The organism is Micromonospora sp. KC213 (assembly GCF_004348325.1).
Lineage (GTDB): Bacteria > Actinomycetota > Actinomycetes > Mycobacteriales > Micromonosporaceae > Micromonospora.
The window spans coordinates 1-15,035 of sequence record NZ_SMKF01000150.1 but is presented as its reverse complement, the minus strand read 5'-3'; the positions used below and the strand labels follow the sequence as shown (position 1 = coordinate 15,035).

Here is a 15,035-nt window from a genome sequence, read left to right as displayed (position 1 = left end):
CCCCGGGGGATGTCAGTTCGCTGGGGGGCGCCAGGTGACGCCACCGAGCAGCTGGCCGGCGCCGAGCCAGGCGACGTTCATCATCCGGGTGGCGGTCTTCTCCGGCTCGGCGTCGGGGTGGTCGGCGAGCCAGTCGCCCAGCGACTCCGACGCGCCGACCAGGGCGTACGCGACGACCTCCAGTTCGGTCTCGGCCACCTCGCGCCCCTCGGCGCGCAGCGCGTGGTCCAGCATGCCGGCGACCACCCCGACCAGCCGGGCGCGCATGGCGGCCAGTTCCGCGGCGAACGGCTGGGAGCCTCGGGCCTGCCGGTAGAGCACCTTCCAGCCGTCGCGGTGCGCGCCGACGAAGCCGAAGAAGGCGCGCAGCCCGCGCCAGAGCCGCTGGTCGGCGGGGAGGTCGGGGGCGGCGGCGCCGGCGATGGCCTCCATCATCCGGGCGGTCTCCCGGTGCAGGCAGGCGACGAAGAGCTCTTCCTTCGTGCCGAGGTACGCGTACACCATCGGTTTGGAGATGCCGGCATCGTCGGCGATCTCGTCCATGCTGGCCGCGTGGAAGCCACGGCGGGAGAAGACCCGGACGGCGGCATCGAGCATCTGCTGCTCGCGGATGGCCCGAGGCAGGCGTTTGAAGGTGGGTGTGCTGGACACTCTTGTCAGCATACCTACTCGCACGTAAGGTTACGCCTGAGTAACCACTCACACCCCCGGAAGGTGCAACCCCATGACTGACTTCGACCCGGCCAACTTCGCCAACGTCGGCCCCAAGGAGTTCGCCCAGCTGGTCAAGTCCACCCCGGACAGCAAGATCGCCGAGGTGATGTCCGGTGACCTGCGCGGCAAGATCCTCAGCGAGGTCTTCGGCCGGATGCCGCAGCTGTTCCGCGCCGACCGGGCCGGTTCCACCAACGCCGTCATCCACTGGAACATCACCGGCCGGCCCGACGGCGGCGCCGACACCTACGAGGTGGTCATCGCCGACGGCACCTGCACCGTCAACGAGACCCCGCAGCACGACCCGAAGCTCAGCCTGACCATGGGCCCGGTCGAGTTCCTCAAGATCGTCTCCGGCGGCGCCAACCCGGTCATGATGTTCATGACCGGCAAGCTGAAGGCCAAGGGTGACCTGGGCCTGGCCGCCAACATCGCCAACCTGTTCGACATCCCCAAGGCCTGACATGGTCGAGTTCTCGCTTGACCTGACCGAGGAACAGCGGGATCTCCGCGACTGGGTGCACGGCTTCGCCGCCGAGGTCGTGCGCCCGGCCGCTGCCGAGTGGGACGACCGGGAGGAGACCCCCTGGCCGATCATCCAGGAGGCGGCGAAGGTCGGCCTGTACGGGTTCGAGTTCCTCGCCACCTGCTGGGCCGACCCCACCGGCCTGTCCCTGCCGATCGCCAGCGAGGAGCTGTTCTGGGGTGACGCCGGCATCGGGCTGAGCATCTTCGGCACATCCCTCGCGGTGGCCGCCATCTACGGCGCGGGCACCCCCGACCAACTCGTCGAATGGGTGCCGCAGTGCTTCGGCGACATCGACTCCCCGGCCGTCGCGGCGTTCTGCACCAGCGAGCCGGAGGCCGGCTCGGACGTCGGCGCGATGCGCACCCGCGCCGTCTACGACGAGGCCGGCGACGAGTGGGTGCTGCGCGGGCAGAAGGCGTACGCCACCAACGGCGGGATCGCCGGGGTCCACGTGGTCACCGCCTCCGTCGAGCCCGAGCTGGGCTCGCGCGGGCAGGCCGCGTTCGTCGTACCGCCGGGCACACCGGGGCTCAACGCGACCCGCAAGCTGCGCAAGCTCGGCCTGCGCGCGTCGCACACCGCCGACGTCTTCCTCGACGAGGTACGCGTACCCGGGCGTTGCCTGCTCGGCGGCAAGGAGGCCCTGGACGAGCGGCTGGCCCGAGCCAGGTCCGGGCAGCGGGCCTCCGGCCAGGCGGCGATGCGGACCTTCGAGCTGTCCCGGCCCACCGTCGGCGCCCAGGCACTCGGTGTCGCCCGGGCCGCGTACGAGTACGCCCTGGACTACGCCAAGGACCGGGTCCAGTTCGGACGACCGATCATCGCCAACCAGGCGGTCGCGTTCGCGCTGGCAGACATGAAGATGGAGATCGACGCGGCCCGGCTGCTGGTCTGGCGGGCCTCCTGGATGGGGCGCAACAACCGTCCCTTCGCCGCCGGTGAGGGCTCGATGTCCAAGCTCAAAGCCGGTGAGGTGGCCGTCTCGGTCACCGAGAAGGCCGTCCAACTGCTCGGCGGGGCCGGCTTCCTCCGTGACCACCCGGTCGAGCGTTGGTACCGGGACGCGAAGATCTACACCATCTTCGAGGGCACCTCCGAAATCCAGCGGCTGGTCATCTCCCGCGCCATCTCCGGCATGCAGATCCGCTGAGTCGTCACCCTCGGTGCCGGCACCAGCGGCGGTGCCGCCCGTGCACGAATTGGGAGGGCGTCGCTCGCCGGGGCATGATCGAACGGTGAACCGCCGGTGCGGGGCTGCGCGCAGCCCCGCACCGCACCCCGCCCCGAAGGAGGCCCGCCGCATGGACCTGCCGTTCGTCGTGGCCACGCTGACCAAGCGCGGGCTGCTCACCCCCGGCCGGCCGATCCGGGTCGCCTCGCAGCTCGGCGCGCTCCGTAAGTGGGGCTGGAGCATCACCGGCGAGCTGCGCCAGGCCGCCGCACGGGACCCGGGCCGGGTGTCAGTGATCGACGACCGTGGCGAGCTGACCTACCAGGAACTGCTGGATCGGGCCGAACGGTTGGCCCGCACCATGCGCAGCGCCCTCGGCGTGCAGGCCGGGGACCGGGTCGGGCTGCTCTGCCGCAACCACCGCGGGCTGATCGAGGGAATCGTCGCCGCCACCGTGCTCGGCGCGGACGCGGTGCTGGTCAACAGCGGGCTGTCCGCCGCGCAACTCGCCACCGTCACCGAGGAACAGCGCCTGCGGGTCCTGGTGCACGACGACGAGTTCGCCGAACGGGTCATCGGCCTTCCCGCCGAGGTGCAGCGGGTCGACGAACGCCGGCACGAGGAGCTGATCGCGGCCGCGCTCCCCGGCGAGCTGCAACCACCCGAGCGGGACGGCCGCACCATCGTCCTGACCTCCGGCACCACCGGCGCACCGAAGGGCGCCCGCCGCCCCACCCCCAACGGCTTCGGACCGCTGGTGTCCATCATCGACCGGATCCCGCTGCACACCCGGGACACCGTGCTGATCGCCGCGCCGATCTTCCACACCTGGGGGTTCGCCGCCCTCCAGGTCTCCTTCGCGCTGCGCGCCACCGTTGTCCTGCAGCGACGGTTCGATCCCGCGGCCACGCTGGAGGCGCTCGTAACCCACCAGTGCCAGGCGCTGTTCGCCGTACCCGTCATGGTGCAGCGACTGCTCGACGTGCCGCCGCCGGACCCACGGCCCCCGCTGAAGGTGGTCGCGGTCAGCGGCTCGGCGTTGCCCGGTGGCCTCGCGCCCCGGTTCATGGACAGCTACGGCGACGTTGTCTACAACCTGTACGGCTCGACGGAGGTCTCCTGGGCCTCCATCGCCACCCCCGCCGACCTGCGGAAAGCCCCCACCACCGCCGGCAGGCCGCCGCACGGCACCCGCCTGGCCATCCTCGACGACGACGGCCAGCCGGTGCCCCACGGCCAGGTCGGGCGGATCTTCGTGGGCAACGAGATGCTCTTCGAGGGCTACACCTCCGGCGCGAAGCGGGAGACCCGCGACGGGCTGCTCGACACCGGCGACCTGGGGCGGATCAACGCCGACGGCTTGCTCTTCGTCGACGGGCGGGCCGACGACATGATCGTCTCTGGCGGGGAGAACGTCTTCCCGTCCGAGGTGGAGGACCTGCTCGCCGGCCTCCCCCAGGTACGCGAGGCCGCCGTCATCGGCGTCTCCGATCCCGAGTACGGGCAGCGCCTCGCCGCGTTCCTCGCCCTGCATCCCGGCGAGACCCTCGACCCCGAGGCGGTCCGCGAGTACGTCCGGCACTACCTGGCCCGGTTCAGCGTGCCCCGGGATGTGATCTTCGTGAAGTACCTGCCGCGCAACGCCACCGGCAAGGTGCTCACCCGCGAACTGCGCCGCTACTACGGCTGACCGGGGTTCACCACCCCCGCTCCCCGTGCGTGTCCCGGCGGCGGAATCTCACCGACGCCCGCGACCGGTCTCGACCCACGGTCCATTTCTGCGCCGGCGGCAGGCGCGGGCCGACGGTTACCGCCTGCCGGCATCGTCGTCGCCGGGTGCCGTCCGCCCGGGTAGCCACCTTGACAGCTTCGCAAAAGGTTAGGTTAGCCTAACCTTCATGACTGACGGACCGGCGTCGAGCAATGGCGCGCAGAGCCTCTGGGGTGTCGATCTCCACCTGGGCTATCACGGGGTGGCCGTGGTGCGAGGGGCGACGCTCACCCTGCGACCCGGCACCGTGACCGTCCTGGTGGGCCCGAACGGTAGCGGGAAATCCACCTTGCTGCGGGCACTGGCCCGGCTGCATCCGATCGCTGCCGGCGCGGTACACCTCGCCGGAGGCACCGCCGCAGCCGGTCTGCCAGCCAAGGAGTTCGCCCGCCGGGTCACGCTGCTCGCGCAGAGCCGCCCGGTGCCCAACGGGGTCACCGTCCGTGACGTGGTCGGGTACGGCCGCCATCCGTACCGGGGTCGCTGGCGCGCGGACGACCGGAATGGTCCCGCCGCCATCGCACGTGCCATGGACGTCACCGGCGTCGCCTCGATGGCCGACCGCCCGGTCGACGAGCTCTCCGGCGGCGAGTTGCAGCGGGTGTGGCTGGCCACCTGCCTGGCGCAGGACACCCCGGTGCTGCTGCTCGACGAGCCCACCACGTTCCTCGACCTGCGCTACCAGGTGGAGATCCTCGACCTGGTCCGGGACCTCGCCGACGATCACGGCGTCGCGGTCGGTGTCGTGCTGCACGACCTCAACCAGGCTGCCGCGGTGGCCGACGAGGTGGTGCTGCTGCACGACGGCCGGGTCCGCGCCACCGGCGCCCCGGCCGAGGTCTTCACCGAACAGGCCCTGACCGAGACCTACGGCATCCGCATCGAGGTCACCACCGATCCCGACAGCGGACTCGTGACCACCCGACCCGTGGGGCGCCACCTGACCCGCATCCCGGCCTGAACAAACCACTCGCACCTCGTCAGAAAGAACATCATGACCCGTACCCGTGTCACCCTCGTCGTCGCCGCGGCTGCGCTGCTGCTCAGCGCCTGCGGCACCACCGAGGACACCGCGCCCCCCAAGACCTCCGCCTCCGCCGCCGGCGGGCCGGTCACCGTCACCGACAGTCGCGGCAAGGAGATCACCCTCAAGTCCCCGGCGACCAGGGTGGTCGGCCTGGAGTGGGGCGAGGTCGAGATGCTGGTCAGCCTCGGCGTCATGCCCGTCGGCGTCGCTGACCCGAAGGGGTACGCCACCTGGGTCAGCGCCGCCAAGCTCGACCCGAGCGTCAAGGACGTCGGCACCCGCGGCGAGCCGAGCGTCGACTCCATCGTCGCCCTCCAGCCCGACCTGGTGGTGATGGCGGACGACCGGGGCGCCAACCTCGTCGCCCAGCTCGAGAAGTACGTACCCGTGGTGGTCGCCAAGGGCAGCGACGCGTCGGACAACCTCGGCCGGATGCGTACGGACCTCACCATGATCGCCAAGGCGGTCGGCAAGACCACTGAGGCCGAGAAGCTGCTCGCCGACTTTGAAGCAGCCCTCGCCGACGGCAAGAAGAAGATCTCCGAGGCCGGTGCAACCGGTAGGCCGTTCGCCATCGCCGACGGCTGGAAGGAGGGCAGCACCGTCAGCATCCGGATGTTCGGTCAGGGCGCCCTCGTCTCCCAGGTCGGCATCCAGCTCGGACTGACCAACGCCTGGACCGGTAAGACCGACGAGGTGTGGGGCCTGGGGCAGACCGACGTCGAGGGCCTGACCGCGCTCAAGGACCCAAACCTGCACTTCTTCTACAACGCCTCAGATGGCACCGACGTCTTCGCCGACGGCCTGGCCAGCAATGCCATCTGGAAGTCGCTGCCCTTCGTCAAGCAGGGCAACCTGCACCGGATGCCCGACGGTCTCTGGACCTTCGGCGGTCCGCTCTCCGGCAAGCAGTACATCGACCAGCTCGTGAAGACCTACACGGCGTGAGTGTGCTGGCCGCACCCCCGCACCCGGAGCCGGACGTCCGGCCGGCTCCGGGTGGGATCCTTGCCTCGACCCGTGTTGTCGGGGTCTTCATCGCCGTGGTCCTGCTCCTGCTGGTGGTCGGGGCAGTGCACCTTACCCAGGGCACGTCCAGCGTCGGCACCCTCGACCTCTTGCGGCTCACCGTCGGCACGGACGACGAAGCGGCCCGGATCCTGGTCGCCGCCCGGCTGCCGAGGCTGCTGGCCGGATTGGCCATCGGCGTCGTGCTCGGCTTCGCCGGCGCTGCCCTGCAGTCGATCGCCCGCAACCCGCTGGCCTCCCCGGACACTCTCGCCGTGAACGCCGGCGCCCACCTGGCCATCGTCGCCGTCGCCTCGTTCGGCGTCGCCCTACCCGCCCTACCCGCCGGTGGCCTCGCCTTCTGCGGCGGCCTCGCCGCCGCTGGCCTGGTGATGGCCATGTCCGGCGGGGGACAGTCGGGCACCACCCGCCTCATCCTCGCCGGCTCGGCGACCGCGCTGGCGCTCAGCTCGGTGACCATGCTGCTGCTCTTGCTGTTCGAGCAGGCCACCATCGGCCTGTTCGCCTGGGGCAACGGATCGCTGGTGCAGAGCGATGTGGTCGCGCTGACCCAGCTCGCCCCGGTGATGGCCGGCGCCGTCATGGCGCTGATGCTGCTCGCGCACCGCCTCGACGTCCTCGCCCTCGGCGACGACACCGCCACCATACTGGGCATCGACGTGCGTCGTACTCGACTGGTCGTCACCGTGCTGGCCGTACTGTTGTCGGCCGCCGCGGTCACGCTCACCGGACCGGTCGGTTTCGTCGGCCTCTGCGCACCGGTGATCGTCCGGTTGCTCGCCCCCGTGGTGCCCGGGGTGCACCGGCACCGGCTCCTGTTGCCGCTATCCGGCCTCGCCGGGGCGCTCATCGTGCTCGGCTCGGACGTGCTGCTTCGCGCCATCATGGGCGGGCAGGCAGGCGTGGACATCCCCACCGGCGTGGTCACCACCCTGTTCGGCGCGGCCGTCCTGATCTGGCTTGCGCGCCGGCACCGCGACGCGGGACCCACCCGCCGCCCGCCGGCCGGACGCGCAGCGGTCCGCTCGGCGGCCTTCCACCGTACGGTGGTCGCCGCAGCCGCCGTGATCACTGTCGCGGCCGTGGCGGTCGGCATGCTCGTCGGTGACACCTGGCTGCTGCTCGGTGACATCGCCAACTGGCTGAACGGGACCACCGGGCCGGCGTACACCTTCGTGCTGGACCAGCGGTGGCCGCGGGTCGCGGCGGCGGTGCTGGCCGGCGCGGCCCTGGCCGTCGCCGGCACCACCGTGCAAGCGGTCTGCCGCAACCCGCTCGCCGAACCGGGCATCCTCGGCATCACCGCCGGCGCCGGCCTGGGCGCCGTCGCGCTGCTCACCTTCGTCCCGCTGGCCGGCGTCTGGGCGGTCTCTGGCGTCGCCGGCCTCGGCGCGATGCTGGCGTTCGCCCTGGTCTACGGCGTCGCGTGGCGGGGGGGCCTCAACTCTGACCGGTTGGTGCTGATCGGCTTCGGAGCCTGGCAGGGCGGCATGGCGGTGATCACCTTCCTGATCGTCGCGTTCGACCCGTGGAACACCGGCAAGGCCCTGACCTGGCTGTCCGGCTCCACCTATGGCCGCACCGCCATTCAGGTGCTGCCAGTGGTGATCGCCCTGGTGGTGCTCACCCCGGCCGTCGTTGCTGCCCGGCGGGAACTGGACCTGCTCGCCCTCGACGACGACACCCCCCGGGTGCTCGGCGTCCGGCTGGAACGAACCAGGCTGGTCGCCCTGGGTGCGGCGGCCCTGCTCACCTCCACCGCGGTCTCCGCCGTCGGCGTGATCGGCTTCGTCGGTCTGGTGGCACCGCACATGGCCCGTGCACTCGTCGGGAGCCGGCACGCCCGGGTGCTCCCGGTCGCCGCCCTGATCGGCGCCGCGTTGGTCAGCATCGCCGACACCCTCGGTCGCACCGTCATAGCCCCGGCCCAGATTCCCGCCGGTCTGGTCACCGCCATGATCGGCACCCCGTACTTCGTCTGGTTGCTGTGGCGCTCGCGCGTTACAGCGACCACCGCCCGGTAGCACGCCCGGCCCGAGCATCAAAGAGGCAGCATGACCGAGAACCTGACCGTCGCCCCTTGGCGGCTGTTTGCTGTGGAGGTCCGGGCGGTACGCCGGCTCAGCCCGTCGTTCACGCGGGTCACGTTCACCGGACCCGATCTTGACCGCTTCGCCGACAACGGCTACGACCAGCGAATCAGGCTGGCATTGCCGCTGCCGGGTCAGCATGGGGCGCACCTGCCCGACGGTCCGGACTGGTACGCGAAGTGGCGGGCCCTGCCGGAGCATGAGCGCAACCCGTTGCGTACCTATACCGTCCGCGCGGTCCGCTCGCAGGTGTTCGAGGTCGATGTGGATCTGGTCCTGCACGGCGACGGCGGCCCGGCCACCCGTTGGGCTCGGCGAGTGGGCCTCGGTGATGAGATCGCCATCCTAGGGCCGGACGCCGGCTACGGCGGGGACCACGGCGGGGTCGAGTTCCGACCCCCGTCGACCGGCCGCCTGCTGCTAGCCGGGGACGAGACGGCCGTGCCGGCGATCAGCGGCATCTGCGAACGCCTCCCACTCGATGCGTGCGGAACAGTCCTGCTAGAGGTGCCCGACGCCGGCGACCTGCTGCCGCTGGTCACACCCCCGGGGATCAAGGTGGGTTGGCTGCCCCGGGGCGCGGGCGGGCACGGCAGCCGACTGGTGCCGGCCGTCGCCGCCGCGGCGGAGGACCTGCTGACCGGAGGTGCACCGGTGGACGCCCGGCACATCACGGACGTGAACGTGGACACCGAGATCCTCTGGGAGGTCCCGGAGGAGGTCCCAGCTGTGCCGCTGTACGCGTGGATGGCGGGGGAGGCGGGCGTCATCCGTACCCTGCGTCGGCACCTGGTCGCCGAGCGGGGCCTCGACCGGCGCGCGGTGGCTTTCATGGGCTACTGGCGACTCGGCCGCGCCGCCACCGCGTGACCCAATCGGCTTGACGCCTCTCCGCAGGCCGCAAGTAGAACCCAACCCACCTGAGTTACACCGTCAACTTGATCCGCAGCTGAAGCTGCGATCGGCCAGGGTCCGGGCTCGCTGCTCTGCTCCTTGCTGGGGTGGAGTGCTCCGCATGCCTGGTGTGCGGCTTGTTCGAGGCGGTCGGCTGCGTCGCGGGGGAGGCGGCGTTCGATCGCGGTCCAGAAAATCCATGCCGCGGCGACATCCGGAGGACCTGCCCGATGTCGGGGTTGTCCGTGTGGACGGAGGTGAGTGTTGGGAGGCCGAGGGTGGCGAGGACCGTGCGGGGGCCGAGATGGAGTGGGTGGCGGCCGGCCTGTTCGACGAGGTGGGTGACGAGCAGGTCGAGGGCCTGCCTGGTCGCGTCGGTCGGGGGGAGCGCGGCGGCGGTGTCGGACGCGAGGAAGGTGTGCTTCAGCAGGGCGATCTCCACGGAGCTCCACCCGGCACCGGTTCTCGCAAGACCATGCCGGTCAGTCGGGTACGGCGATCCGGCTCTCGACCGCTGCGGCGGCAATGTCGGAGCGGTGATGCGCGCCGGCCAGCTCGATGCCGCGTACCAGGGCGTAGGCGGCGTCCCGGGCGGCGGCCAGGTCCGGACCGGTGGCCGTACCGCAGAGCACCCGGCCCCCGGCGGAGCGCAGGGTGCCGTCGGCGTCCCGGCGGGTGCCGGCGTGGATGACCCCGGCGCGGTCCGCGCCGGTGATCACGTCACCGGTACGCGGCTTCGCCGGATAGCCCTCGGCGGCGACCACGACGGTGACCGCCGCGCCGTCGCGCCAGCGCAGCGGCGGGTGCGCGGCCAACGTGCCGGTGGCGGCGGCGTGCAGCAGCCCCGCCAGCGGCGTCTCCAGCAGGGCGAGGACGACCTGCGTCTCCGGGTCACCGAAGCGGGCGTTGAACTCGATCACCCGAGGGCCGGCCGCGGTGAGCGCCAGCCCGACGTAGAGCAGGCCGGTGAAGGGGATGCCCCGGTGGCGCATCTGCGCCAGCGTCGGGTGCACGACGTCGGTCATCACCTCGTCGACCAGGTCCGGCGGCGCCCACGGCAGCGGCGCGTACGCCCCCATGCCGCCGGTGTTCGGGCCGGTGTCGCCGTCGCCGACCCGCTTGAAGTCCTGCGCCGGGAGCAGCGGCACCGCCGCCTCGCCATCGGTGACCACGAAGAGCGACACCTCGGGCCCGGACAGGTACTCCTCGATCACCACCCGGCCGCACTCGCGTGCGTGCTCCAGCGCGATCGCGCGGTCGTCGGTGACCACCACGCCCTTGCCCGCGGCCAGCCCGTCGTTCTTCACCACGTACGGCGGGCCGAAGTCGTCCAGGGCGTCGGCGGCGCTCTGCGGGTCGGTGCAGGTGTGGGCCCGCGCGGTGGGCACCCCCGCCGCCGTCATGATCTCCTTGGCGAAGGTCTTGGAACCCTCCAGCCGGGCCGCTTCGGCGGACGGGCCGAACACGGCGATGCCCTTGGCGCGCACGGCGTCCGCGACCCCCGCGACGAGCGGCGCCTCCGGGCCGATCACCACCAGCTCCGCCCGCAACTCCACGGCGAGCGCCGCGACCGCGGCCGGATCGGCGGTGTCCACCTCTCGCAGCTCGGCGACGGAGGCGATACCGGGGTTACCCGGCGCCGCCACCAGCATCTCCACGGACGGGTCGTCAGCGAGCCCGAGGGCGAGGGCATGCTCCCGCCCGCCGCCTCCCACAAGAAGTACGCGCACGACCCCGCATCCTACTGCCCCGAGCCCCACTCGTGTTGATCATGAGGTTGGCGGCAGCCGGTGAGATCAACCGCGTCGGCAACTTCGTGATCAACCGGAGTGGGGGTGGTCACTCCACCGGCCAGAGCAGGCAGAACGGTTTGCCGGCCGGGTCGGCGTAGACGCGCCAGTTGTCGCCGGCACCGGGCAGTCGCCGCGCGCCGATCGCGAGCGCCGCCCGCTCCGCGGCGTCGACGTCGTCGACCGTGACGTCGAGGTGGAACTGCTGCGGCCGAGCCGGAACCGGCCACTGCGGCGAGGTGTAGCCCTCCACCTGCTGAAACAGGATCGGCCGCGCGCCCTCCTCGCCGATCATCGCCATGCCGTCGCCCTGGTAGGTGATCGGTTTGCCGAGCAGTTCACTGTAGAACGCGGACAGCTCCTCGGCGTCGGGGCAGTCGAGCATGACACCCATCAGCGTGGTCCTCGGGTCGTCGGCCTTGAGGCACAGGTCGAACGGGTGGCCGGCCGGGTCGGCGAGGGTGTGCCAGGTCTCGTTCTCCCGGAGCAGGGTCGCGCCCAGGGCCACGGCCCGCGCGGTGCCCTCGGCGAGATCGGGCACCCGCAGATCGAAGTGCGCCTGTTGCGGGTACGCCGGATCGGGCCAGCGCGGCGGCACATGGACCGGCGCGTACTGCAGGCCGATGCGCCAGCCGTCACCGGTGGTCATCGTGATCCACTCGTCGTCGGCATAGATCTGGGTCCAGCCGGCGAGCCCGGCGTAGAAGGCGGACAGGCCCACGATGTCGGCAGCGTCCACGACGACGGTCTTGAGTTCTCCGATCATGCCCCGACCCTGCCAGGCCCCACCGACATCCGGCGGTCGACCCGGGGGGCGCAGCGCCACGCCGTCCTGCGCGGCGGCGATTCGCCGCAGCACCTCTGCCCGCCCCATGACCCGCAGCAGACCCCGTCCACACCCCCTGTGGATAACCCCTCCACAGCCTGTGGATAACCCGGTTGCCGCCACCCGATGATCATGAGGTTGGCGGGTGGTTCGATCACCAACACCGCCGCCAACCTCATGATCGCCGGGGGCAGGCCCGGGCGGGTTAGGGGAGGAGGGGGTGGCGTTGGACGTTCTCTTCCCGGCCGGGGCCTACGCCGACCACGCTGACCCGGGTGCCGGTGAGTTCCTCGACGCGCGCGATGTAGCGGCGGGCGTTCTCCGGGAGCTCGTCCTCGGTCCGGGCCTTGGAGATGTCCTCCCACCAGCCGTCGAGCTCCTCGTAGATCGGCTTCGCGTGGTGGAAGTCGGTCTGCGTCATCGGCATGTCGTCGAAGCGCTCACCGTTGATCTCGTACCCGACGCAGATCGGCACCTTCGCCAGGCCGGTGAGCACGTCCAGCTTGGTGACCACCAGATCCGTGACGCCGTTCAGGCGGCAGGCGTACCGGGCGACGACGGCGTCGAACCAACCGCAGCGCCGCTCCCGGCCGGTGGTGGTGCCGTACTCGTGGCCGATCTTGCGCAGATGCTGGCCGTTGTCGTCGAACAGCTCGGTCGGGAACGGGCCGCTGCCCACCCGCGTGGTGTACGCCTTGCTGACCGCGATCACCCGGCTGATCGCGGTCGGCGGGATGCCCGCGCCCACGCAGGCCCCACCGGCCGTCGGGTTCGACGAGGTCACGAAGGGGTACGTGCCGTGATCCATGTCGAGCATGGTGGCCTGCGCACCCTCCAGCAGCACCGTCTCGCCCCGGTCGAGCGCGTCCCAGAGCATGACCCGGGTCTCCGCGATGTACGGCTTCAGCCGCTCCGCGTACCCCAGGTACTCCTCGAGCGTCGCGTCGACGTCGATCGCCTTGCGGTTGTAGATCTTGAACAGCAGCTGGTTCTTCTCGCGCAGCGCCAGCTCCAGCTTCTTGCGCAGGATGCCCGGGTCGAGCAGGTCCTGCAGCCGGATGCCCATCCGGGCGACCTTGTCGCCGTACGCGGGGCCGATGCCCCGGCCGGTGGTGCCGATCCGCGCGCTGCCCAGGTACCGCTCGACCACCCGGTCCAGCGCCCGGTGGTGCGGCATGATCAGGTGCGCGTCGCCGGAGATGCGCAGGCGGGAGACGTCCACACCCCGCTCGGCGAGGCCGTCGATCTCGGCCAGCAGCACCTTCGGGTCGACGACCACACCGTTGCCGATGACGATCATCGCGCTCGGCGACAGTGCGCCGGACGGCATCAGGTGCAGCGCGTACTTCTGCCCATCCGGGGTGATCACCGTGTGCCCGGCGTTGTTGCCGCCGGAGTAGCGCACCACGTAGTCGACCCGCTCACCCAGCAGGTCGGTAACCTTGCCCTTGCCCTCGTCGCCCCACTGAGCGCCGATGAGCACGATCGCTGGCATCTTCTTCGCCTCCAGAAGGCTCGGGTGCCAGGCGGCGACCGGTCAGCGAGCCCGGGGTGTCAGGCTAACAAGTAGTGACGGCTAAACCGGCAGGGGTTCGTCGAGAAGCAGGAGGCTCCTTCGTGTACGACGTGGTGCTGCTCACCCTCGGCTCGGAGCGGGACGCTCCCGGTGGGGGCTGCGGCAGCGGCGGAGCCTGCTGCGGCGGCACCGACGAGGCTGCCCCGGCATCGCGCGAGGAACGCTGCGAGACGCCGCGCGTACCGGTGTTGACCTGCGCGGACGCGTTGACGGCCCGGGGTGCCCGGGTGACGACGGTGACCGCCCGGTCCGATGCCGAGATCGACGAGGTGCTGGCGCGGCTGGACGCCCCGCCGCGCCCCGACGGCCTCACCTGGCCCGATTCGGACCCCAAGACCCGACTGGTCGTCGCTACGGCCAGTGACGCTCAGTTGCGCGCCGTGCTGCGCCGGCTGGTCCGCCGGTACGCCCCACCACCCAGCCGCCGCCCGGCGGACCTGGCCGAGCACCGCACCGTGCCGGACCTGCCGCCGGTTGGTGTCCTTCCGCTCGACCCGGCCCGCGCCGGCGGCCGGCACGATCTCGCCGCGCAGCTCGGGCTGCCGCGCGACCCGGCGGCGGTGGCCGACGCGGTGCTGGACGGCACCGCCCGCCGGTTGGACCTGCTGCGCAACGACGCCGGCTCGGTCACCCTGGACGGCGCGCTGCTGGGCGCGGCCGACGAGGCGGGCCGCCCGCTGCACTGGCGCGGCCGGGTGGAGGTGGACGACGCGGTGCTCTCCGCCGGCGACGACCCGATCCTGGCCTGCGCGGTCGGCAACGCCGGCGGGTACGCGAGCCTGGACGGACTGCCCCTGCTCGCCGGGCCGGACCCGGCCGACGGCGTACTGGAGGTCGCGGTGGCCGTTCCCGTGGTCACCCGCTCCGCGTTGGGCAGGAGGAAGGTCCGGTTCGAGGTCCGCCGGGCCCGGGGCCGGGCCGTGGCGGTCGTGCCCCGGGACGAGCGGGTTCCCTTCCTCGACGACGGTGTCGCGGGCGAGCTGAGCCGGAAACGATCCTGGTGGATCGAGCCGGGTGCCTGGGCGGTCTGGACGAACTGACCCCGACCGGCACTCCGCTACCCTCCGTCACCAGAACGGGACGGCCTATCCTCGGCAGGAGGAATGGGGAGGAACCGTGGTGGACGAGAACGCCGACCGGGCGCGACTGCCCGGCCAGCAGCCGGTGCCGGAACGGGACATCGAACCGCTCTGGCCGTCGGAAGCGACCGATCCCGCCCCGGCCCGGGGCGGCCCGACCTCGACGCTGTACCCGTCGCTGACCGCCGAGGTGGGCCGGCCGCCGGCGACCGCCGCCTGGGCCCCGCCGCCGCCGGACGGGGACTGGCCGTCGCTGCAGGCCGAGCCGACGGTGCCGGTCGCCCCGCCCGAGCAGCACGGGCCGGAGCAGTCCCGGTCGCGCCCGGACGGTGGCGGGCCGACGGGGGACGGCGCACCCGGGCAGCGCGTGCCCCCGGGGCAGACCCCCCGGGTGGACCTCGATCTACCGTTCACCCTGGACCAGCCGATGACGCCGGTTGACGCCGGCAGGGTCGGCCCGGGTGATCCGGTCGGCGTCCCGGACGCCGCGGATCCGGTCGACACCGGTCCGGCGGCTGCCGCCGAGACCCACCCCGGCC

13 protein-coding genes and 1 pseudogene are annotated in these 15,035 nt (G+C 71.9%); 9 read left to right on the top strand and 5 right to left on the bottom strand.

Annotation, left to right across the window (positions count from 1 at the left end; translation table 11 throughout):
* Positions 1–12: 12 nt before the first annotated feature.
* Positions 13–651: a TetR/AcrR family transcriptional regulator gene (locus E1166_RS23955; protein ID WP_207914460.1), complete on the bottom strand. Its 639-nt coding sequence runs from the start codon at positions 649–651 to the stop codon at positions 13–15.
* 73 nt (positions 652–724) lie between these two features.
* Between E1166_RS23955 and E1166_RS23950 the strand changes: the two genes are divergently transcribed.
* From E1166_RS23950 to E1166_RS23920, 7 genes are all read left to right on the top strand, one after another.
* Entirely contained in the window at positions 725–1,177 is a 453-nt protein-coding gene (locus E1166_RS23950) for an SCP2 sterol-binding domain-containing protein (protein WP_132342217.1), read from the top strand.
* Position 1,178: 1 nt separating this feature from the next.
* On the top strand, positions 1,179–2,393 hold the full coding sequence (locus tag E1166_RS23945; RefSeq protein WP_132269541.1) for an acyl-CoA dehydrogenase family protein: 1,215 nt from the start codon (positions 1,179–1,181) through the stop codon (positions 2,391–2,393).
* 151 nt (positions 2,394–2,544) lie between these two features.
* Positions 2,545–4,104, top strand: coding sequence for an AMP-binding protein (locus E1166_RS23940; RefSeq protein WP_132342215.1), 1,560 nt, complete (start codon positions 2,545–2,547; stop codon positions 4,102–4,104).
* Positions 4,105–4,312: 208 nt separating this feature from the next.
* Positions 4,313–5,146, top strand: a complete 834-nt coding sequence (locus tag E1166_RS23935; protein WP_132342213.1) for an ABC transporter ATP-binding protein — start codon at positions 4,313–4,315, stop codon at positions 5,144–5,146.
* Between the two features lie 33 nt (positions 5,147–5,179).
* A complete protein-coding gene (locus tag E1166_RS23930) occupies positions 5,180–6,160 on the top strand; it encodes an iron-siderophore ABC transporter substrate-binding protein (RefSeq protein ID WP_132342211.1) in 981 nt (326 codons plus the stop codon).
* On the top strand, positions 6,157–8,265 hold the full coding sequence (locus E1166_RS23925) for an iron ABC transporter permease (protein ID WP_207914459.1): 2,109 nt from the start codon (positions 6,157–6,159) through the stop codon (positions 8,263–8,265). The genes E1166_RS23930 and E1166_RS23925 overlap by 4 nt, the downstream gene beginning before the upstream one ends.
* 30 nt (positions 8,266–8,295) lie before the next feature.
* The gene (locus tag E1166_RS23920; protein WP_132342209.1) at positions 8,296–9,201 is read left to right on the top strand and encodes a siderophore-interacting protein; all 906 of its coding nucleotides are present in this window, start codon (positions 8,296–8,298) and stop codon (positions 9,199–9,201) included.
* 55 nt (positions 9,202–9,256) lie between these two features.
* Here E1166_RS23920 and E1166_RS23915 read toward each other — a convergent pair whose 3' ends face one another.
* The 4 genes from E1166_RS23915 to E1166_RS23900 all read right to left on the bottom strand — a co-directional run bounded on the left by E1166_RS23915 (position 9,257) and on the right by E1166_RS23900 (position 13,336).
* Positions 9,257–9,667: a hypothetical protein gene (locus E1166_RS23915; RefSeq protein ID WP_132342207.1), complete on the bottom strand. Its 411-nt coding sequence runs from the start codon at positions 9,665–9,667 to the stop codon at positions 9,257–9,259.
* 40 nt (positions 9,668–9,707) lie between these two features.
* Positions 9,708–10,955: a phosphoribosylamine--glycine ligase gene (purD, locus tag E1166_RS23910; protein ID WP_132342205.1), complete on the bottom strand. Its 1,248-nt coding sequence runs from the start codon at positions 10,953–10,955 to the stop codon at positions 9,708–9,710.
* A 109-nt stretch (positions 10,956–11,064) separates the two neighbouring features.
* On the bottom strand, positions 11,065–11,889 hold the full coding sequence (locus E1166_RS23905; RefSeq protein WP_347813037.1) for a VOC family protein: 825 nt from the start codon (positions 11,887–11,889) through the stop codon (positions 11,065–11,067).
* 157 nt (positions 11,890–12,046) lie between these two features.
* Positions 12,047–13,336 (bottom strand): adenylosuccinate synthase, encoded by a 1,290-nt coding sequence (locus E1166_RS23900; RefSeq protein ID WP_132342203.1) that lies wholly within the window; start codon positions 13,334–13,336, stop codon positions 12,047–12,049.
* Between the two features lie 122 nt (positions 13,337–13,458).
* Here E1166_RS23900 and E1166_RS23895 point away from each other — a divergent pair, with 122 nt between their 5' ends.
* Both E1166_RS23895 and E1166_RS23890 read left to right on the top strand, forming a co-directional pair.
* Positions 13,459–14,457 carry a hypothetical protein gene (locus tag E1166_RS23895; protein ID WP_132342201.1) on the top strand — a complete coding sequence of 333 codons (999 nt, stop codon included), beginning with the start codon at positions 13,459–13,461 and terminating at the stop codon, positions 14,455–14,457.
* Positions 14,458–14,533: 76 nt separating this feature from the next.
* A pseudogene (locus tag E1166_RS23890) lies at positions 14,534–15,035 on the top strand (hypothetical protein); the annotation flags it as partial.